General features: G+C 43.4%; 14 protein-coding genes and 1 pseudogene. 6 read left to right on the top strand and 9 right to left on the bottom strand.

The genetic code is table 11. The annotated features are described in order from the left end of the window. Positions 1-755 precede the first annotated feature (755 nt). Positions 756-3,011: a LuxR C-terminal-related transcriptional regulator gene (locus tag LKE88_RS00135; RefSeq protein WP_276802272.1), complete on the top strand. Its 2,256-nt coding sequence runs from the start codon at positions 756-758 to the stop codon at positions 3,009-3,011. 1,616 nt (positions 3,012-4,627) lie between these two features. On the opposite strand, the gene LKE88_RS00130 is transcribed toward LKE88_RS00135, so the two are convergent. Then, a complete protein-coding gene (locus LKE88_RS00130; RefSeq protein WP_276802271.1) occupies positions 4,628-5,029 on the bottom strand; it encodes a hypothetical protein in 402 nt (133 codons plus the stop codon). A 393-nt stretch (positions 5,030-5,422) separates the two neighbouring features. Here LKE88_RS00130 and LKE88_RS00125 point away from each other — a divergent pair. Continuing rightward, a pseudogene (locus LKE88_RS00125) lies at positions 5,423-5,536 on the top strand (type II toxin-antitoxin system RelB/DinJ family antitoxin); the annotation flags it as partial. A gap of 357 nt (positions 5,537-5,893) precedes the next feature. Here LKE88_RS00125 and LKE88_RS00120 read toward each other — a convergent pair. The 3 genes from LKE88_RS00120 to glf all read right to left on the bottom strand — a co-directional run bounded on the left by LKE88_RS00120 (position 5,894) and on the right by glf (position 10,570). Next, positions 5,894-6,658 carry an ATP-binding protein gene (locus LKE88_RS00120; RefSeq protein ID WP_105326919.1) on the bottom strand — a complete coding sequence of 255 codons (765 nt, stop codon included), beginning with the start codon at positions 6,656-6,658 and terminating at the stop codon, positions 5,894-5,896. Continuing rightward, on the bottom strand, positions 6,655-8,211 hold the full coding sequence (istA, locus tag LKE88_RS00115; protein ID WP_105326918.1) for an IS21 family transposase: 1,557 nt from the start codon (positions 8,209-8,211) through the stop codon (positions 6,655-6,657). Before istA (LKE88_RS00115) ends, LKE88_RS00120 begins: the two co-directional genes overlap by 4 nt. 1,261 nt (positions 8,212-9,472) lie before the next feature. Next, complete coding sequence (glf, locus tag LKE88_RS00110) at positions 9,473-10,570, bottom strand: UDP-galactopyranose mutase (RefSeq protein ID WP_276802270.1); 1,098 nt, start codon at positions 10,568-10,570, stop codon at positions 9,473-9,475. 976 nt (positions 10,571-11,546) lie between these two features. On the opposite strand from glf, the gene LKE88_RS00105 reads away from it, so the two are divergent. The 4 genes from LKE88_RS00105 to LKE88_RS00090 all read left to right on the top strand — a co-directional run bounded on the left by LKE88_RS00105 (position 11,547) and on the right by LKE88_RS00090 (position 16,290). Continuing rightward, a complete protein-coding gene (locus LKE88_RS00105; RefSeq protein WP_231086931.1) occupies positions 11,547-13,229 on the top strand; it encodes an abortive infection family protein in 1,683 nt (560 codons plus the stop codon). A gap of 295 nt (positions 13,230-13,524) precedes the next feature. Then, positions 13,525-14,103: a DUF6414 family protein gene (locus LKE88_RS00100; RefSeq protein WP_276802269.1), complete on the top strand. Its 579-nt coding sequence runs from the start codon at positions 13,525-13,527 to the stop codon at positions 14,101-14,103. Next, a complete protein-coding gene (gene istA / locus LKE88_RS00095; protein WP_276803883.1) occupies positions 13,997-15,529 on the top strand; it encodes an IS21 family transposase in 1,533 nt (510 codons plus the stop codon). Before LKE88_RS00100 ends, istA (LKE88_RS00095) begins: the two co-directional genes overlap by 107 nt. Then, entirely contained in the window at positions 15,526-16,290 is a 765-nt protein-coding gene (locus LKE88_RS00090) for an ATP-binding protein (protein ID WP_276802268.1), read from the top strand. Before istA (LKE88_RS00095) ends, LKE88_RS00090 begins: the two co-directional genes overlap by 4 nt. Before the next feature lie 166 nt (positions 16,291-16,456). On the opposite strand, the gene LKE88_RS00085 is transcribed toward LKE88_RS00090, so the two are convergent. From LKE88_RS00085 to LKE88_RS00065, 5 genes are all read right to left on the bottom strand, one after another. After that, on the bottom strand, positions 16,457-16,711 hold the full coding sequence (locus LKE88_RS00085) for a hypothetical protein (RefSeq protein ID WP_276802267.1): 255 nt from the start codon (positions 16,709-16,711) through the stop codon (positions 16,457-16,459). A 535-nt stretch (positions 16,712-17,246) separates the two neighbouring features. Further along, positions 17,247-18,779: an O-antigen ligase family protein gene (locus LKE88_RS00080; protein ID WP_276802266.1), complete on the bottom strand. Its 1,533-nt coding sequence runs from the start codon at positions 18,777-18,779 to the stop codon at positions 17,247-17,249. Positions 18,780-19,089: 310 nt separating this feature from the next. Then, a complete protein-coding gene (locus LKE88_RS00075) occupies positions 19,090-20,070 on the bottom strand; it encodes a glycosyltransferase family 2 protein (protein ID WP_276802265.1) in 981 nt (326 codons plus the stop codon). A gap of 69 nt (positions 20,071-20,139) precedes the next feature. Then, positions 20,140-21,102, bottom strand: coding sequence for a glycosyltransferase family 2 protein (locus LKE88_RS00070; RefSeq protein WP_276802264.1), 963 nt, complete (start codon positions 21,100-21,102; stop codon positions 20,140-20,142). Positions 21,103-21,323: 221 nt separating this feature from the next. Then, positions 21,324-22,460 carry a glycosyltransferase gene (locus LKE88_RS00065; protein ID WP_276802263.1) on the bottom strand — a complete coding sequence of 379 codons (1,137 nt, stop codon included), beginning with the start codon at positions 22,458-22,460 and terminating at the stop codon, positions 21,324-21,326. Positions 22,461-22,556 lie beyond the last annotated feature (96 nt).

Here is a 22,556-nt window from a genome sequence, read left to right as displayed (position 1 = left end):
GAGTCGCATCCGGTCGTCCATACCAATGTATCAATGGAGGACCGGCTAATGCGACCTCTGTGATAGCATTCCAAGAAGCAAGCTCGAAGAGCGCAGCTGATTGGTCCAATGCGAACCACTCGGGGAAGGGGAACCATCCGTAGGATGGTGGAAAGGGGAAAAACCGGTACAGAGTTTTCTACAGCAAAAAATTGCCTCAGGCAATTTTTCTGTAGTTGAACTACCTAACGGTCCGCACTAGCCCCAAATGGGGACGAACTTTCCCCTTGGGGAAAGTGGCACCACAGGTGCCGATAGAGGAACCCCAGCGGGCCAGCCCAACGGGCGCCCATAGCTCCAACCACTAGAAGCGCTGTCACCGCAGGCTGACTGAGGGAGTCGTATCCATTTCTCGAGGCCCCCGGCCGTAGAGAAATGGAATATACGACCCCTGCGATAGCCGTCCGTAAACCGAACCCGCAGGGTGAAGGCAAACGGAGCACGGCGAACCGCTGGGGGAGCAGTCAGCCACGCAGTGGCTGACTGAGCGAGGATACCCGGCACCACCACCAGAAAGTCCGCTGACCGCACCCCCCTACCTGTCAACTCTGAACCTTTTTCATATTTCTTCCCATATCTCTATAGACAATTACACATTCTTATCCTATAGTATATATAAGACAGTAGTATATACTAACCCTACCCCGCCCCTATACTATCGTATATACCCCGCTGGCCCCGCCAGCCCACCTTGACCCCGAAAGAAGGAACCTGCCATGACACCACTTGAAGAAGACCTGCTCCACCTGGGGCAGGAAATCCTTCACGCCTATATTGAAAACGCTGACATAGAACCCCTCTTGGCCCACCTGGCCCCCGACATCATCTGGATGGGCGCCGGCCGGGAAATGCTGGCCCAGGGCCGGGACGCCGTCACCGAAATCTTCCGCAAAGGCAAAGACCAACTGGTCCCCTGCTCCATCAGCGAAGAAGAAACCCTGGTCCACCAGCTTTGCGAAAACCTCTGGCTGGTCCAGCTCTGCTCCCTGGAAGAAACCCTCCCCACCTACAAAATGTACCTCCAGGGCTACCAGCGCTGCGCCTTCTGCTTCCGCAAAAACCTAGAAGGCCAATGGGAAATCGCCTACCTGAACCACTCCATGGCCTACGAAGCCCTGAAAGACACCGAACTCTTTGCCATCGGCAAAGGCATCCGCAACTTCCGCAGACTCAAGACCGCCGACCTGGCCCTGTTCACCAACCGGGACAAAGCCGTCCTCTACCAATTCATCGACCAATTCTACCTTCCCCTGCCCGAAGAAGAAAAACGCGTATGCCTGGGCCTCTCCCTGTTCCCCCAGTTTTCCAAAGGCCACGCCGAATACCTGTGCGCCCACGCACCCGCCCTGCGCCACCTGGAAGAACAATGGGAACGAAACCCCTTCCTGGTGTATGAACCCGCCGAAGGCGCCTACACCATCCACCCCGTATTCCGGGAATACCTCCAGGGCAAATTCCACATCGAAACCTGGAATTGGCAAAAGAAAGCCTATATCCGCGCCGCCCGCTGGCAGCGCCACCAAAAGAAACTCCCCGAAGCCCTCCAGCTAGCCCTGAAAGGCCGCGCCTTCCCCCTGGCCCTGCGCCTGATCCACGAAGGCGGCCTCACCCTGCTAAACGGCCTCCAGCCCTCCAGCCTGATTCAACTGCTCCACGAGTCCACCCCCCTGGAAAAAGTCCGCCGGTTCTCCAGCTGCACCCTCCTGCTCCTGGCCCTGAACCTATTGGCCTCCCCCCAGTCCGCCCGAGAAGAACGCGATATCTTCCTGTCCCAGCTCCCCGCAGATTGGGAACCCACCGATGAAGACACCGCCCAAATCCTCTTCCTCCAGGCCCTGGACAGTGTCCCCGACCTGGACGCCATGCTCCCCGCCCTCCGCCGGGTCCACCACTGGTGCCTGGAAAAAGGCGTCCACTTGAGCCGGGATTACTTCCAAGGCATCCACCGCGGCATCACCGGACCCCTGTCCCTGTACTACCGGAACCAAGGCCAACTGGAGAAAAACGTAGACCAGCTAAAAGAAATCTACGCCATCTGCGGCCAATGCATCGAAGGCTGCAGCGGCCCCCTGTGGCAAGCCACCGCCGATGCCGAAAAAGCCTACCTCCAGGGCAATTTAGAAATCGCCGAAGAACTCCTCCTCAGCTTTTTCGAAGTCCCCTTCCAGACCCTGGACCAGCAGCAGCACGCCCTCCTGGCCCTGTACCTGTACCCCAGAATCGTCCTCCTCAAAAACGAACCCGTAAAATTCCGTCGCTGGAAAGCCTACTTCCACAGACTCCAGGAAAAAGTCACCGACCCCCTGACCCGCACCGACCTGGAACTCTCCTCCATCTTCATCTCCGGCATGTTAGAACAACCCGGAGCCCATATGAGCAAAGCCCTGGAACGCTTGAACAACCTCCCCGAATACCCCTCCCTCCAGAGCTTCCGCCAGTCCGTCCGGCATAGAATCCAGCTGGCCCTGCGCAAATACAACCTCCTCCTACTCACCACCCAGCACCGCGATACCCTGCCCCAAAGAGAATCCTCCCAGCTTTGCCACTGCTACGACGCCATCACCCGATCCGCCGCCCTGGAACATACCGGCCAAGCCGACAAAGCCGAAGAACTCCTTGCCACCGCACTGGACGAAGCCATCCCCGATAACCTGACCCTCCCCTTCGTAGAACACACCACCCTGTTAAAACCCATCATGGACCGCCTGGCCCCCAGAACCAAATACAACACCTTCATCAAACACCTGAAATCCTATACCCTCGTCCCCGTCACCGACCCCACAGTAGAAGAAAACAAACTCAACCCCCGCGACCTCCTGATCATCCAACGCGTCAAAGAAGGCCGCACCAATAAAGAAATCGCCGAAGAATTAAATGTTGCTGAAATCACCGTCAAAAAACAACTCAGCAGCCTGTACCAAAGATACAAAGTTCATAACAGAAACCAACTCCTGTTGGCCCTGGACCAATAAGAACCAACCTAAAAAAGGAAAAAAGGCAACCATCTTGTAAAAAAGATGATTGCCTTTTTTGATGTAAAAGACAAGACGCCCAGAGGTCCGGCCAGCACTACACCCCGCAGCCCGCATTTATCCCCAACTTGGAAACACACCCCGCTTTCCAGAGCCTGCCAGCCTGAATATTTTCCGTCAAGGACAAGCACAATGCAACGCATCCTTGACCGAAAATATCCAGCCCGGCCCAATTCAGATTAAGCGGGGTGTGTGTTCCTAAAAATCTGCAAAAGGTACCTGATATCATCAAGATTTAGACCTAAGGCCAAATCCGTCCCTTTTATATTAGGAAGATCCTTCCCTAGAACCGGAATACACAGCATATCAACCAATTATGATTTTTTTATCCAAGTATTTGCGGCCCCTGGCCGCCTGCCTTCCACTTACCTGTTCGCCGCGTTGCGCGAACAGGAGAAGGGGAAGGAAGCAATGTCACAGGCATTGCAGGATGGGGTTCAAAACCAAACTTCACAACACATCACCCATTCCGCACACGACCAGTAGTAGCCTAGAAAGCCTTCTGCAAACGTTGCGGTCACGTCCAAATATCTTTACAATTTGTCCAAAAGATATTTGGAATACGTGACCCATGCGATAGCCGTCCAGGAAGTGAGCCCTGTGGGCGAAACTGACTGGAGTACGGCGAACCGCTCAGGAAGTGTCGCCGCAGGCGACGATAGAAGTTCTTCATCCAATTATTAGCTTTTAATCATACATTTGCGGCGCCAGCGCCGCAGTAGGAGCACTCTCCGTCATCCTTCGGATGCCACCTGCGCCCGCTTGCGTGCGAGGTCAGTTGCTAAAGCAAATTTGCAATAAAAATATACTTTATTCTACTTGTATACCCCGACATTGTTATCAGAAATAAGTGATTTTAGAAATGTGGTAGTGCATTTTTATTGACTTCCATCAAGCGTGAGGGAAGTGGCGCCGGAAGGCGACGAAGAGAGTTCCAAGAATTGGAACTCCAAGCATAATTCGCAATTATAGTATATTTTATTTTACTTATTCGTTCTTATGTTATCTTCAAAATGATGTTATTTTAGGAACGTGGTGGTAACGTTTTGTTGGCCAATCCCTGGTTTTTAGCGGCCTCCCGGCCGCGTTGCCTTCCACTTACCTGTTCGCTATGCGAACAGGAGAAGAGGAAGGTGCCGGCAAACTTGCCGGCGGATGGAGTTCAAATCCAAAATGCCCGAAGGGCCAGGTTACACCAACAGTCTGCAGACCGCACCAACCCTTAAAGGCTCCTATCTTTATGCGGCCGCATCCAAACATCCGCAATCTTTCCAGCGGATGTTTGGTCAATAAGGCCCATGCGATAGCGGCCTGCAAAGCAAGTCCGTAGGACGCAGCTGCGCAGCGAGCCGCGAACCGCTGGGGGAGCTGTCACCGCAGGATGACTGAGGGAGTCGTATCCATTTCTCAAGGCCCCGGCCGTAGAGAAATGGAATATACGACCCCTGTGATAGCGGCCCGCGAAGTAAGCCCGAAGGGCGTAACTGAGTGGATAGCCGCGAACCACTGCGAGGATACCCGGCTAACAGCACCAGGAAGTTCGCCGACCGCACCAACTATCTTGCAATTGCCATCCACACCCCCAACACCACCACAAACACCCCCAGCCCAATGAGCTCCTTATACGAAGGCGTATTCCCCCGGACCTCCCGCTCCACCTCAGGCCCCGCTTCCCGTTCCACCTCGGACGCCTCCTGGTACTTTACCCCCAGCCCAAAGAAAATCGCCCCAATACCACAGCACACAACCCCCAGCAGCAGCAGCCGAAAATCCCCCAGCACCTGTGCCAGCTGTAAAAAAATCAGCACCGTCCCCAGCCCCAAACTAGCAAACGACAGCGACTTGGACCCCCACTCCCGAGTAGAGAACGAAAAACGCCCTTGGAGCACATTCCGCCAAAAACCCCCGAACACCACCAGCAGCACAATAGCCAACAAACCAATAAAAAGAGGAGACATACACCATTCACCCTTTCCTGCCCCCAAAAACACATTTTGTTCCATTATAGACGCAAACCCAGCAATGTTCAATTTCTTTTTACCAATTTACAAAATTGTAAACCTACTATTTCCTCATAAAAATGTTACCAACCATATAAATAAGCCATCTCCCAAGGAACACCCTTGACACCATCGTGCTAAGTTGTTAGAATATTAAAACTAAATACTGCCAAAATTTCTACAAACCCCTGCTAAAACACCTTTTCCAATTTTAAGCAGAGCCCATTTTAAAAGAATTAAACATGTCAAATTCTTGTATTATTATACCCATACATTTCCCCAAAGGAGGCAAACCCCATGCCCAAGAACCCATCCCAACCCCCAACCAAAACCAAACCCCAAACCACCCCCCAGCCAAATAAAGAAACTCTGGAAGCCATGTTAGAAGCCAAGAAAATCGCAAAAGACCCCTCCGTAAAAGGTTACCACGACGTAAACCAACTATTTGAAGACCTGCTAAAATAACACAACCAAAATACACAGCAAAACCCACTATGTGCCCGTAGGTCACTAGCTCCCCTGCACCCCAGAGGAGCTTTTTATTTGCCCAAAAATAAAAAGCCCCGCCTTCCCCTTAGGAAAAACAGAGCCATAAATCAGATATAAAAATAAGCCAACCCCAGGGGCAAAGGAATTCTCAGCATCACGCTGCATAAATCGGTGTAAGTTTACCGTCTGCACGGACTTTTTTTACCACCTTCTCGGAATTCTTTTACCACCCCACCGCACTAGTAGGCCATTAAGAGATTCAGCCAAAAGCTCTGCCGGATGGTTGAGCCGGCAGAGCTGGTTATTTAGTTTTCTTTAAAGTATAGATAAGCTTTAGCTTTGAGTTGCTTTCAGGCCATACCGTTCTCTCATTGAGATACGGCCTTCAACCATAATTACGTATGAGTTATGGATAATGCGGTCCATAATAGCATCAGACACAGGGCTTGCAGATTCGGGGTTCGAATCAATCCTGGTATACCAGCCATCTGTGCTGTACTGGGTGCAGAAAATCATAGAACGTTGGCAACGAGTTTCTACAATTTCTAATAGATCATAACTTTCCTGCGGTGTTAGGGGGCGTATAAGCCATTCATCCAAAATGAGCAAATCAACCTTTTTGTAATTGGACAGGCATTTCTTTAATTCACCGCCGCTTCGGGCAATATTCAACTCATCCAGCAATTCTGGCATACGAATATATCGTACTTTCTTGAATCGTCGGCAGGCAGCGTTACCAAGAGCACAGGCAATGTAGGTTTTACCATTGCCAGAAGCTCCTTCCAGAATAATATGGTGTCCCTCGTCTACAAATTTGCAGCTGGATAGGCGTAAAATCTGTGCTTTATCCAACTTTCTATCTTCGTAGTACTCAATTTCTTCTACTGCGGCAGCTGGGGCAGAAAAATTTGCATTCTTAATGAGTCGCTGTACTGTATTCGTTTGGCGTCGGTTCCATTCGGCAGTCACCATCAGTCCTAATCGTTCCTCAAAGCCAAGCTCATTAAAGGTTGAGTCTTGTAATTGGTGGGATAATTCATCCGCCATAGCGGTCATTCTCATCTTCCTAAGCATCTCTACGGTTTCCTGGTCTATCATTGGCGGCCACCTCTATCCTTACTGAAATACGAGGCACCGCGTGTAATTCCGTAGTTGTTTGCTGCGGCTGGCTTTTTCTGCGGAGCGTTTTTAACAGGTTTATCTTGGTCATTTTTTAAAATGCTGCTGACGTTACGGACGGACGGAGTGGCCTTGTAGGCGAAAATACGTCCACAAGCGTTTTCAAGCCGTACTTTCCCGTAACGTTCTTCCAATTTCCTAAGGCTGGAGCAGGCTTTGTAGCCCTGTTCTGGGGCCTTTCCGCTGGTAAGGAAATACTGCACAGTCTTTTCTGTCATGGGACCAACAGTCGTTGCCCAACGAGTGAAATCATCCGTATTGTAGGTCAGGTACCTTTGGTGTGCAAGGGGCATGTGCTCTAGGTTTACCAGCGGATCTCTCTGGACGGTCCGCAAACGACGGTGGCTGGCAACACGGCTGCCGTGGAAGAATACTTCTACAGTAGTCTTTGTCACCCGAATGTCTACCTTTTCGCCAATCAAGTTGTAAGGGACTGAATATTTGTTCTTGCCATCTGAAATAAGATAATCATTGGGAACTTTGGCTACCGACCAAACAGCAGCCTCAAAATCTGTAGGTGGCAGAGGAAGCATATATTGCTTTTCTTCTTCCATATAGGCACTGTAGCGAGAGCCTGCCATCTGCTTAAAGGGGCGGTCGTTCATTTCTTTAAGTTTTTCCGCAATAGCCTCATTCATTTCATGAAGGGAAAAGAATTTCCTTGAACGTAAGGCAGCAAGAATCCAGGTTTCAGCAAAACGCACAGAAGCTTCTGCGGAGCTTTTATCCTTAGGCCTGCGCACACGGGCTGGTACAATTGCCGTACCATAATGTTCAGCCAATTCCTGGTAACTGTGGTTTAGGATTGTTTCATACTTAGTATTAGACGTGGTTGCAGTTTTGCAATTGTCAGGAATTAGAAGCCGAGGAACACCACCATAAAACTTGAAGGCGTGGATATGGCAGTTCAGCCAGTTCTCAGTTTTCATATCGTCGCAGGCTTCTGCATAGGTATAATAACTGCACGGCAAGGTGGCAATAAAGAGATACGCTGGGCTTGTACTGCCGGTTACCGGGTCATATACGGGAAGAGTATCCCCAGCCCAGTCGACCTGCATGGCATCGCCAGGTTTATGCTGAATACGCATGGTAGCTTTGGTTACCCGAGCCCATTTTCGGTATTTCTCTGCAAATTGTGTACTCATATAAGGCGTTTTGCCAGTCTCGTAGCACTGTCTGCAATATTCTTCCCATAGAAGCGTCATCGTTACACCAGATTTTGCTAGTTCCCGATGGATGTAGGGATAGTCTGGTTCAACATAAAAAACTTTGGTCATGCTCTTTCTTGGGAATAATATTGTTTCCAATTCAGCATTAGTGATGCTGGAATCCAGCGGCCAGCTAATGCCTTGTTGGTCTGCAGCCTTGTAGACTGCACTGATGGTTGGGCGAGAAGCAACTTTGGTTAAAGCTATCCCGCGTTGAGTGCACCCCTTGCTTCGCAGCATAAGAATCTTTCGGTAATCCGTCATATGAGGACCCCCTTATACTAAGGCAGAGTGGTAAAAAAAGTCCGTGCACATGGCAAAATCGTATCGGTATATTCACACGCCTACTCCCATTCGGGAACCCAGCCTTACCCTTCACAAGTTGGCCTTTGTTATAGTATACCAAATCACCACAGAAAAATATATCGTCCCTGGAAAACCAATCACCCAATTCTATATACTACCCGTGATGAGGCAACTACCTACATTTCAGCACTGCCCCCATTAAGCACACGGCCAGTAGTGGCCTAGAACGCTTCCTTCAAGAGTGAAGGAAGTGTCGCCGTAAGGCGACGATAGAAGTTTATCCAGTTGTTTGCGGCCCCCGGCCGCCTGCCTTCTCCGCACAACAGTATCCCAAGGCGGGGAAGGTCGGCATTGCCTCCAGCAATGCCGGGTTGGGACCGCTACCTGCATTTCAGCACTATCCCCCATTTAGCACACGGCCAGTAGCGGCCTAGAAAGTCTTCTGCAAACGTTGCGGTCACATCCAAATATCTTTACTATTTGTCCAGAAGATATTTGGAATACGTGACCCATGTGATAGCTGCCCAGGAATTGAGCCCGTAGGGCGAAAATGACTGGCTAGCAGCGAACCACTGTAGGAAGTGTCGCATTTTCCTTTATAGCCCCCTTCAAGCGTTGCGGTCACGTCCAAACAGCGTCACGGGTATTCTAGAAGCTGTTTGGTACACGTGACCCATGTGATAGCCGTCCAAGAAGCAAGTCCGCAAGGACGCTGCTGATTGGAACACGGCGAACCACTAAGGGGGTGGCAGCCGGCAGGCTGACGGAAGAAGTTTTTCCAGGATTCAGGCGACGATAGAAGTTTCATCCAATTGGCCCGTAGGGCCAGCCCAACGGGCGCCCAAAGCTCTCACCTTTGGGAGTCGTATCCACCGTTCAAGGCATCAGCCGCAGAAAGGTGGAATATACGACCCCTGTGATAGCTGCCCAGAAGGCAAGCCCGCAGGGCGACGCCGCCTGGCTAGCAGCGAACCACTATGCAGTCGCATCCAAGAGTCCACAGTTTATCAAAGGACTCTTGGCTAATGCGAGCCGCGAACCGCTGGGGAGAGCTGTCACCGCAGGCTGACTAAGGGAGTCGTATCCATTTCTCAAGGCCTCCGGCCGTGGGGAAATGGAATATACGACCCCTGTGATAGCGGCCCGCGAAGTAAGCCCGAAGGGCGTAACTGAGTGGGTAGCCGCGAACCACTGCGAGGATTCCCCGCAAACATCGCTATTATTGTCCGCAGACCGCACTAGCCCGTAAAGCCGATTCCACCACATCATCCATATCATAATACTTATACTCCGCCAGCCGGCCCCCAAAAATAACCCCCTTCTCCTTCCTCGCCAGCTCCGCGTACCGCTCATACAATTTCTGATTCCGCTCATCATTTACCGGATAATACGCTTCCTCCCCCGGCTGCCACTCCGCCGGATACTCCCGGGTCACATACGTCACCGGCTGCGTACCAAACTCAAAATGCTTGTGCTCAATCACCCGGGTATACGGCGTCTCACGATCCGTGTAATTCATCACCGCCACCCCCTGGTGATTCACCTCTTCCAGACGCTCCGTCTCAAACCGCAGCCCCCGGTATTCCAGACGGCCCAGCTGATACCCAAAATACGCATCCACCGGCCCCGTGTACACCACCGTCTTGGCCACGCCCTCATAAGCCTTCCGCTCCTGGTTGTAATCCACCCCGGTCCGCACCTCAATACCCTTCAGCAACCCCTGGATCAGCACATTGTAGCCCCCAATAGGAATCCCCTGGTACCGGTCATTAAAATAATTGTTGTCAAACGTGTACCGCACCGGCAGCCGCTTAATAATAAACGCCGGCAGCTCTGTGCAGCTCCGCCCCCATTGCTTTTCCGTGTACCCCTTGATCAGCTTCGTGTAAATATCCGTCCCAATGAGAGAAATCGCCTGCTCTTCCAGATTTCGAGGCTCCGAAATCCCTGCCTCCTCCCGCTGGGCCGCAATCTTCGCCGCTGCTTCCGCCGGCGTCACCACCCCCCACATCTTGGAGAACGTGTTCATATTAAAAGGCAGATTGTACAGCTCCCCCTTGTAATTGGCCACTGGAGAATTGACATAATGATTGAACTCCACAAACTGATTCACATAATCCCATACCCCCTTGTCCGACGTATGAAAAATATGCGCCCCGTACTTGTGAATCCGGATACCTTCCCTTTCCTCGCAGTACACATTGCCCCCAATATGGTCCCGCCGCTCCAGCACCAAACACCGCTTCCCCGCCTTCGTCATCTCATGCGCAAACACAGAACCAAACAACCCGCTGCCAACAATCAAATAATCGTACATATAGATCCCCCTATGACCAATGGATTTTTTCGCATAATAGATGCTTCCATTATACAGCAAATCCCAGGGGGAGACAAAACCCAGGGCCAGTCAGTACAAACGATGAGCTAAGAATGTCAGAAATCACCGCCCCCATTCCAAACCCCATTTGACACCACTGCCCTTTTATCCTATAATTTCACCCAAGGAATTAAGCAGCAAACCTGAGGGTGCGCTGCAGGGGCCTTGCAACTCTACGGAGAAGCAGGCCCCTTTTCTATTTTTCCATTCCCAAAATTGTACACCCCAGCCCCGCCCTGCCGCTTTTCTTCCTCAATCACCATAATTTCATCACAGTTGCAATCCTGATGATTTTTTCTTTGTAATACCAGAATATTCCCATAATACAATGCCTATTTTCTCTTTCCCTACTGGCCTACCCCTCCGGCAAGGTGGCTTAAAGTGTTCGTGTTGTATATCCAGTTATTTAGTTACAAAATTTAGATGCAAATGCTAATATAAGAAATGGGAAAGCAAATTTCACCTCATCTCTCAGGATTTTCTTCTTATCATTTCTCGTATTCTAAAATTTTATACGGAAAATTATGCAGCATTTTAAGAATAAACTGCAAGGCTTATCACCCAAACAGAGAAGAAAATCTCCCTTCAATTTCCTTTTCAAAATTGAGGAAACCCCAATTATTTTATCATTTGAGCTAAAAGTTCATATGTGTTCGTATATGTTCATATGTGTTCGTAAGAGATCTAATTAGCTCTAATGTTCTTAGATTAGTCGTCCTATAATGGGTGTTTTTTTACTCTTTTATTGATAAGATTAATTTTTTATTCTCTCAGGTAAAACATTATTCCCGTGCTTGTTCCTGCACATATTGTGTAGTGATTAATTTTGATACACACAGTCTTGACTCATCTTAATTATCTGCTATACTATTTACTTAAGCGTTGTTATTATACAAAAATTAAAGGAGTTGAAATCATGGGTAATCCCCAGCATTCTTCAAACAGTCAAATCGTCCCAACCAAAAGTGTACTTTCTGCAGCAATTTCTAATCTAAAAGATTCAGAAACTTCCCAAGGCTTAAAAGCAATAGCGACACAATATAATGACCTCATGAATATTCAACTACCTGTCGCTACTGTAAAAGATTTGGCAGTTTGCCACACCATTAATAAAAGTCCTTTAGCCAGATTAGCAAAGCAATTGATTCAAAATGATAAAACATTTAAGCAAGTCGTCGGCATTAATAAATCCATAGCCAATATAAGAACTACTCAATATAAAGCAACTACTACATTTTGGGAGAATAATTCACTACAGCAAATTAGCAATACATACAGAGAAATAACAAAAGCTTTACTGCCACTTACACAATACGCTTCGCCCTTAGTAAGTTATCATAAAAACACTTTAACTTCCATAAAAATAGCCCAACAGTATTTTATGATGATTTCTCAATCATATTGGACCACCAAACAGGGGATTTCTTCAGCAGTTCAGCTTGCTTCATTAAAGAATTCTATTCCCCATATGATTACATCCTTAACTTTACCTGAATCCATCAATTACGGTGAAAAACATCAAAGCTTGGAACAACAATCTGTTTGTTCAGCACAAAATCAACTGCATAGTACTCAAAAAAAGCGACTCCCACAAAGACAGCTGGATAGTTTGATTGAAGCAGTTTACAATAAAAAAAATACTTTTAAAGATTTTAAGCAAATCATACCAGACTTAAATTCCCAAACCATGATGGACTATCTAGAAAATCCATCTTCCATCAAATCTGAAAACCCGTCGGATTCTTATTATAGTACTTCTACTTATTCTTCAATTAACCAATGCTATTTTCGATTGATGTCAGGATCCAATGATTTCTCAGAAGGGTATGATTTCAAGGAAACCGATAAGTTTTCTCTATCTATTGCTGGCGAAGACCGAAAGTATGAACTAGAAAGAGAAAATTTTATATTGGAAATAACAACAGGGAGAAATAAATCTATTACTTGCTCAAGACTTCCGTCCTGTCAACAATATATCCTTCTTCCTACATCTTGTATTCCATATATCACTGATGAAAGAATTATCTCTAATAGTAAGCCACATCAAGAATATTTTCCCTGTACCAACCTTGTTCACAGTTACACTGCACACCAAAAAGGTTTTGATTTAACCGCTTATGTACTAAACCACTTAAAGCAAACCGTATTCTCAAGCCAATATTTACAAATGGAACTTGATACTATGCTTACTGAAGCCATCACCAATCCTACAGATGCCATTGGCAAAGCAAAAGAACTCATAGAATCCTGCTGCAAGACCATTCTTGATGAAATGGGAATACCTTTTAATAATAAAGTAAAGTTTCCACAGTTATGTAATATTGTACTTAGTAAACTAAAGCTTACTCCAAAAAGCATTCCAAATGACAGCCCTGCAAACTTAGAATTAAAAAGTTTTTGTGGAAATTTACGTGGAGTGATTAGTAGTATTGCAGAAATTCGCAATCTATATGGAAATGGACACGGCAAAGAAATTACATTTAAATGTTTGGAAATGCCTCAAGCTATACTTATTGCAAATAGTGCTGTCAATTTATGCTTCTTCCTTTGGCTTTCCTGGCAAGAAACAAAAAAGCAACAAGAAACAATAACTTCCTAAGAATTGAATATACCATCCTTGCCAACTAAAGCATCAGAATATAAGAATGCAAATCTCTACTCTACCAAATTTTCCATCAAATACTCAAAATTTGCCTCTCGTTGGTTATCGTTGTGAACATCAATGATTTTTTCCTAGTCTACCTAGCACCAAAAATTCTAAAATTGTTATTCAAACGTTCTATTAGAAGGGTCTAAAGAAAGCCAAAGACATCGGCTATATACCCGAATTTATATATTGAGTATTATAAGAATTATTATCTTTAATTTTATTCATGTCAAAGGAGTCAAATTGAATGAATGAAATAACTACTAAGCAAAAAACATCCATCACTGAAAAATCATTAATTGATTTCCTTTATGTTGATGAAACTAGAGTTGACTCATTAATTTCTCAGTTGCGTGATGGCACTCCGAGAAGTGTAGTTAAAATGGTTGAAGATTCAACTGGTTCAACCAAATCCGGCAAAGCTGACGCAAAATTGGTTGCTGCTGAATATAAAAGTGAAAATACAGCAACTAAATCTGCGGAAGAAAATTATGATCCCTTCCATAATAAAATCATTCAATTATTACACGATTTATCTCTACCCATACAAAAAACATTAAATGAACCATTTTCTAAAAAATTAGTCATTTTAAATGGTACTATTAAAATTCGTGATCTACTGAATATACCGATACGATTTTGCCATGTGCACGGACTTTTTTTACCACTCTGCCTTAGTATAAGGGGGTCCTCATATGACGGATTACCGAAAGATTCTTATGCTGCGAAGCAAGGGGTGCACTCAACGCGGGATAGCTTTAACCAAAGTTGCTTCTCGCCCAACCATCAGTGCAGTCTACAAGGCTGCAGACCAACAAGGCATTAGCTGGCCGCTGGATTCCAGCATCACTAATGCTGAATTGGAAACAATATTATTCCCAAGAAAGAGCATGACCAAAGTTTTTTATGTTGAACCAGACTATCCCTACATCCATCGGGAACTAGCAAAATCTGGTGTAACGATGACGCTTCTATGGGAAGAATATTGCAGACAGTGCTACGAGACTGGCAAAACGCCTTATATGAGTACACAATTTGCAGAGAAATACCGAAAATGGGCTCGGGTAACCAAAGCTACCATGCGTATTCAGCATAAACCTGGCGATGCCATGCAGGTCGACTGGGCTGGGGATACTCTTCCCGTATATGACCCGGTAACCGGCAGTACAAGCCCAGCGTATCTCTTTATTGCCACCTTGCCGTGCAGTTATTATACCTATGCAGAAGCCTGCGACGATATGAAAACTGAGAACTGGCTGAACTGCCATATCCACGCCTTCAAGTTTTATGGTGGTGTTCCTCGGCTTCTAATTCCTGACAATTGCAAAACTGCAACCACGTCTAATACTAAGTATGAAACAATCCTAAACCACAGTTACCAGGAATTGGCTGAACATTATGGTACGGCAATTGTACCAGCCCGTGTGCGCAGGCCTAAGGATAAAAGCTCCGCAGAAGCTTCTGTGCGTTTTGCTGAAACCTGGATTCTTGCTGCCTTACGTTCAAGGAAATTCTTTTCCCTTCATGAAATGAATGAGGCTATTGCGGAAAAACTTAAAGAAATGAACGACCGCCCCTTTAAGCAGATGGCAGGCTCTCGCTACAGTGCCTATATGGAAGAAGAAAAGCAATATATGCTTCCTCTGCCACCTACAGATTTTGAGGCTGCTGTTTGGTCGGTAGCCAAAGTTCCCAATGATTATCTTATTTCAGATGGCAAGAACAAATATTCAGTCCCTTACAACTTGATTGGCGAAAAGGTAGACATTCGGGTGACAAAGACTACTGTAGAAGTATTCTTCCACGGCAGCCGTGTTGCCAGCCACCGTCGTTTGCGGACCGTCCAGAGAGATCCGCTGGTAAACCTAGAGCACATGCCCCTTGCACACCAAAGGTACCTGACCTACAATACGGATGATTTCACTCGTTGGGCAACGACTGTTGGTCCCATGACAGAAAAGACTGTGCAGTATTTCCTTACCAGCGGAAAGGCCCCAGAACAGGGCTACAAAGCCTGCTCCAGCCTTAGGAAATTGGAAGAACGTTACGGGAAAGTACGGCTTGAAAACGCTTGTGGACGTATTTTCGCCTACAAGGCCACTCCGTCCGTCCGTAACGTCAGCAGCATTTTAAAAAATGACCAAGATAAACCTGTTAAAAACGCTCCGCAGAAAAAGCCAGCCGCAGCAAACAACTACGGAATTACACGCGGTGCCTCGTATTTCAGTAAGGATAGAGGTGGCCGCCAATGATAGACCAGGAAACCGTAGAGATGCTTAGGAAGATGAGAATGACCGCTATGGCGGATGAATTATCCCACCAATTACAAGACTCAACCTTTAATGAGCTTGGCTTTGAGGAACGATTAGGACTGATGGTGACTGCCGAATGGAACCGACGCCAAACGAATACAGTACAGCGCCTCATTAAGAATGCAAATTTTTCTGCCCCAGCTGCCGCAGTAGAAGAAATTGAGTACTACGAAGATAGAGAGTTGGATAAAGCACAGATTTTACGCCTATCCAGCTGCAAATTTGTAGACGAGGGACACCATATTATTCTGGAAGGAGCTTCTGGCAATGGTAAAACCTACATTGCCTGTGCTCTTGGTAACGCTGCCTGCCGACGATTCAAGAAAGTACGATATATTCGTATGCCAGAATTGCTGGATGAGTTGAATATTGCCCGAAGCGGCGGTGAATTAAAGAAATGCCTGTCCAATTACAAAAAAGTTGATTTGCTCATTTTGGATGAATGGCTTATACGCCCCCTAACACCGCAGGAAAGTTATGATCTATTAGAAATTGTAGAAACTCGTTGCCAACGTTCTATGATTTTCTGCACCCAGTACAGCACAGATGGCTGGTATACCAGGATTGATTCGAACCCCGAATCTGCAAGCCCTGTGTCTGATGCTATTATGGACCGCATTATCCATAACTCATACGTAATTATGGTTGAAGGCCGTATCTCAATGAGAGAACGGTATGGCCTGAAAGCAACTCAAAGCTAAAGCTTATCTATACTTTAAAGAAAACTAAATAACCAGCTCTGCCGGCTCAACCATCCGGCAGAGCTTTTGGCCGAATCTCTTAATGGCCTACTAGTGCGGTGGGGTGGTAAAAGAATTCCGAGAAGGTGGTAAAAAAAGTCCGTGCAGACGGTAAACTTACACCGATTTATGCAATCATTTTATCAATTTTATTGAAAAGCTTGTTATTTATATAATTGGCATAAAAAAATGCAATGCATATAAAGAATGATGTGGTTTTTTGTGTTATATAATTCCAATATTGATTAACAAACCAAAATCCTGGTTGAAATTCCGCTTCCCTTAAAGGTATGTTGATATATGCAAGTGATAAAACAACACAAATAGCAGTCAATAAATTTATAAGTTGCTTAATTTCTTTAATTTTTACTAAGGATATCATATATTTTAACCCTCTCCTGCTTCTTGTCCTACTCTAGGTGGCTATTCTAGATTTCACGACCTTACTTATTCCCAAAAAAAGTAAAATGCCATACTAACTAACCACTTGTATCTTACGTGTAACCGGGTGGTAAAATTCTGCTTCAAAAAATTTACATAGAAAAAACAAAAAGCTGTTGTCTCAGCTAAGCGACCGGAAGAAAAGCAAACTGTACTGAAAAGTCAAGTGTATGTATACCCTTCTGGATAACACTGTTGCCTGTATAAAAGTTGGTTAAAAACGTCTTGCAAAAAAAGCTGGGCAAATGCTGCCTGCAAGATGACCTAAAAATATCCGCACAGCTAGACTAGTGACTACTCACGCATTGTAGTGCATAGGTACATTATCGATTCAAGCAGTTTCCAAAGTCCGGAATCTAAGGTTCCTTTTCTCCGACATGCTAGTTTCCATTTCCCGGACGGATGAATACCTAATCTCCGGCATATTCATAGCGACTTCAGCAATTAGCCTGTTGAATATTGTAGAACACTGCTGCTTACATCTCTTCAATACTGGCATATACATATGCGAGCATAATCCAAGAAGCATAAAGTATGGTCAAGGAACCATTGCAAGCTACTACTAGAGACCCAATTAATGACAGACCCATGCCAAGTATTTGCACTTGCTGTATGCCTTTTACTTTTTTTATTTTTTGAATCCATCGGAGAAGAACATAGAAGAAGGGAAATAAATAAAGAAGTGTACCAACAATTCCTGTATTGGCTAAACGGGTAACATATTCATTCATTCCGTCCAATGAATATTGTAACGGACCCTTTTCCTGATAATCATTAATCCACATTCTTACTTCCCCACTGCTCAAATCAGCATTATCAAAATGATTGATAATATAAGGTGTTGCTAATCCCTGCCCTACGCCTAATATTGGGTGTTCCGCAAACACTTTTAAATTCGATTTGATTAGAGCATACCGTGCTCCGTTACTTCGTTCATTACTACTTGCCAAAGATTCAACATTAGATTCGATATAAGCATTAACTGCTTCATCGGCGTTTTTAACTTTTACTGTCATAATATTATTAATAAAGCCAATGGAACATGAGAAGGATAATAGGGTAATTAGTAAGATCAGACCGTACCCTTTCAAATATTGTTTACCCTTCAGATACCATAAAAAACACCCCAAAAGTAATAGCAATCCAATATACATAGCTACAGGGGTGCGAGCTTTTGTCATAAAAATCATAAAAGTAAATAAAGAAGTAATTCCAATCGTTATTTTTCGATTTTTATTTGGAATTAAAATATTGGACCATAATATAGGCAAACAAAATGCCGCATAGTTCCCCATCCGTGAAGGTTCCGATAGGACAGAACGCAGCTGTCCTTCCCATAATAACGGCGGCCACCAATTATGGCTTGACGCAATAGTATGCAAAAATGGATTAATGACTGATAAAAATTTTTCTGCCCACAAGCAATGTGCCAAATAGCAAAGTTCAATGATGGAGTAGGATATCATAAGATACAGAGAATATCGCACAGCCTTATTCAATATATCATAAGAATCCTGCCAATGATTTCGAATAAAATAATATAACACATATGCAAAGCCAAAAGTATAGATTGTCCCTAAAAAAATACCCTTTAAAATTCTGATTGATAGCCACCACTGAATTAAGCGATGAGTTGTTGGTACTACGCCTATAAGAGAAAAAGCCTTTAAAATAAGATTCGCTTTTCCAACAAATTTATCTGGGATAACTGCAATGACATCATAATAAGGATAGTTGTATAACCCGGCGAACAAACTACACAGCAATACAAAAATCAGAATTAAGCAGAACCTAATTGTATATTTTTCCATTTTTATCTGGATAATATTCTTGAACAGCCTATTATATATATATATACAAAACAAACTAAACAGGAGATACCAGCTAAACATATGCGATAATCCTGCACTTAAACTACTTAGTTGAAAGATTTCTGGAATATTATCAAAACAAATGCAAAAAATAGCTAAAAAAATGATGTTTTTAACTAGCTTAGTTTCAATGGACATTAATTTCTCCTTATGATACATTGATTTTTAATCATCAATTCTTCTCTATTAAAACAATATTGCTAGAAGATCATTCTAAATACTTGTCTGAATATATTAGCCTAATTAGAAGGCCACTTGCACAGTCTTATTGGTGATATTTACCACCATTTCATAAATTACCAGAAGATTCTAATGCAACTAAGCAAGGATATCGTTCCATACTGAAACGCTACATGCTAAACGGTATCATACTCTAAGAAAATATATATCTATATTTTCTCCTAAGCATCTAGTATCAGGTCAACTTTTATCCACTTACATAACATTCTTAGTTTTTATTTTTTATCCTTTCAAGCTTTTTAATTACATTAGCCGGTACATTTAATCTAATTAAGAAAAGCAGGAGTATTTTCTTACATTTTGACAACTTAGAGGCATCGGACTTATAGAAAAACCAAAAAAAATTAGACGAAATCTCACGTAACAAACAATTACTTCTGACGTCACCATTTATATAAGCAATTAACACGGCATTAATATAACATCCGCTTTCTATTGCCTTTGCTCTATTAGCTTGTAGAGGATGTTCTTTAAGCTTATTAGATATATATTTCCAAGCATATATTTCAGTTATCTTATTTGCTATAATCGAATTATGAGATGCACTACCATTTCTTATATAATAATGATACAGAGGGCTATTATTCAAATAAACAGCATTACACTTCAATAACACCTCAACAACAAACGCTATGTCCTCTCCAATTTTAAATGTGTCATTAAAACGCAATAGATTAATTATAGATTTTTTAAAGAATTTACTGCATATACCAGTTGGATAAGCTTTTTTATTATATACATCTAATAATTCATCAATAGCGTCTATAGGCGAAGCAATACCTACATGTCTTGGAACAATATTTATTTCTTTTCCATTCTCATAATTACGGGAATAACTGCAAAAAACAGCATCTACTTGATTAGCTTCAGCATCTTTTACTAGACATTCAATCATATTACTTTCAATCCAGTCATCCCCATCTACGAAAGTAATATAATCACCACTAACAAATTCTAATCCCTTATTGCGTGCAGCAGAAACGCCTTTGTTATCTTGATATATCACTTTAATTCTAGAATCTTTTGCTGCGAGTTCTCTACATAGTACATTACTTCCATCAGTTGAACCATCATCAATGATAATTATTTCTATATTTTTATATGTTTGATTGCATATACTTTCAATACATTTATTTAAAAGTTGTCTTGTATTATAAACCGGTATGATGATTGTTACTAATTTGTTCATAATATCTACCTGTTTGTTTTTTAGCTTCGCATATACATTGCATTTTCCTTTTTTCTCGATCTTAATCGTTTATTTTTTTACTATGCTCCAAATCTTTAAGTAGCAATTATAATTAAACAACAATAATAATAATGCGACTTTATCACGTTTTGGAACTTTACCATCACACAGTAGCTTCAACGCATTAGATTTAATAAATCGAATAATAGCGGCTCGTTCACTTGCATAGCCATCAACACCTATTAATTGGTTCAAAGTACTAAATCTAGCATATACTCGACGTCTTAAACCTGCATTACTCAAATCAGGATAGACTTCACAAACAGCTTTTACCATTTCGTCAGTCATTTCAATTAGGTCAAATTTTTTTTCGTTAAATTCGCCATTAACAATAGAATTGCTACGCAATACATAATTATAAATGCAATTGTTACCAGATATTATTGCGTTTGCTTTTAAAAATATTTTATATGTAGTAGCAATATCCTCATATAATTTACCAACTGGATATCTAACTCCATTAAATAACTTCAGCTTATATAATTTAGCCCAAGCTGATGTATCAACGCCATCATCATACAATAACTTTTCAATGCATCGTTTAGGTGTCATCTTTACATCGCCACTTAGATTGTATGATTTCCACACTTTTTCCCCCCGAATAATGTTGTGCGTTGATATTGCTATATCACAATCATTGTTTTTTGCAAGTGCAAAAAGATATGCGACCATCTCTTTACTAACAAAATCATCTGAATCAACAAAAGTAATATATTCTCCTGTTGCTTTATCAATTCCAGTATTTCTAGCAGATGATAACCCACCATTAGTCTGGTGAATTACCGTAACACGTCTATCCACTTTTGCATATTCATCACATATTTCACCAGATTTATCTGTTGACCCATCATCAACTAAAATAATCTGCAAGTTTCTATATGTCTGTTCTAGTATAGAACTTATACATCTGCTTATATATTCTTCAACATTATAAACAGGTATCACAACAGATATTAGTGCCTTATTCTCCACTTTTCATTCCCCTATAAACTTTTATTACACTCATTCCCACAAAGAGAAATGGCAGTTTTTAAAGATCCCTGCTCCGCCATATATAATCTTCTCTATGTTCCAAAAGCTTCATTTTTTCAAAATGATTAACTTGTATATTGTAATACTAAAGCCCAAATATAATGCATTGTAATAAGGTGAATCGATAATTATAGTTGATTATTTATAAAATGGTCCTACTTTCATTGTTCCAAATACCATTTTTCGATTTGCTTAGCTGCTGTATCAATTTCGTATCCTGCTTGCGCAATACAGTTTTGAGTTTTCTTACGAACCTGCTGTCTATTATCTAATATAAAATCAGCCCATTTCTTAGGATCATTCTGTAACGATAAAAAATATGCCAGGTTGGTAATACCAACTTCTGTTGTAATGGTATCTGAAAAAAAGCAGGGCAATCCAGCAGCCTGGGCTTCAATTCCTACCACAGGAAGTCCTTCAAAACGTGACGGAAGCAAGAAACAATCCATAGCCTGCATCAGCTGGGGTACATCTTTTCTCATTCCCAAGAACAGGACCGCCTGTTCCAAGCCCAATTTATGAACCAAAAGCTTAGCTTTTTCTAGATAGGATTGATCCCCCACAGCATCCCCTATCAGCAGCAACCGTGCTGCTGGATTTTGTTTGTAAATTTCATAGAAGATTTGAATAAGCATCTCATGGTTCTTTTGATACATAAAACGTCCTACATGACCTACTACAAAATTATTCTCTAACTGCAATTGTTTTCGAATTTTTCCCCTTTGTATGGGGTTATATTGAAACTGTGCGCAGTCTATGGCATTGGGAATGACCTTAAACTTGGCTTTATGGCCAAACATCCATTGGCCTGCCAGTTTGGAACAGGCGAAATAGTTGGTAGCTCCCCATTTAAGGAGACATTTATTAAACTGGATGAGCAGCTTTTTTCCAAATCCAATCTTCTGTTCAAAGCCGGTATTATGGGAATGCATGATACGCAGTGGAATGCCGAAAAATTTGGCAAGGAAAATGGGAAAAACATACGTCAGGCTATTGGAGTTCAAAACAATGGCCTTATACTTGGGAGCAATACGATGCAGCAGCTTAATCCATTGCCAATAATGCCGAATAGGATTTAAATGCCTGGATTTCACACCATAGATTCGGCTGCCAGCTTTAAGAATCTGTTCTTTAAAAGCAATTTCATACTCTGCTGTAATATTCACAAAATCATAAGTAACATTGCTTCGATTCAAATGTTGAAATTGAGCTATGAGATAAGTTTCCAATCCCCCAATATTTCGAGTTAATCCGATTTGCAGAACACGAATTGGCCGCTTTTTTTCCGTTTTTTCCATTTCGTTTCAAGCTCCTCAATTGCAAAATTTTAATAGATTACTTTCCCCTTTTCAGGATTAAAAGAAAATTAAGCTATACTAATAGCTTTTCTAATA

The sequence above is a fragment of the Acidaminococcus hominis genome, assembly GCF_022484025.1.
GTDB classification, from domain to species: Bacteria; Bacillota; Negativicutes; order Acidaminococcales; family Acidaminococcaceae; genus Acidaminococcus; species Acidaminococcus hominis.
The sequence above is the reverse complement of the archived record's forward strand: the minus strand, read 5'-3'. Positions and strand labels throughout refer to the sequence as shown.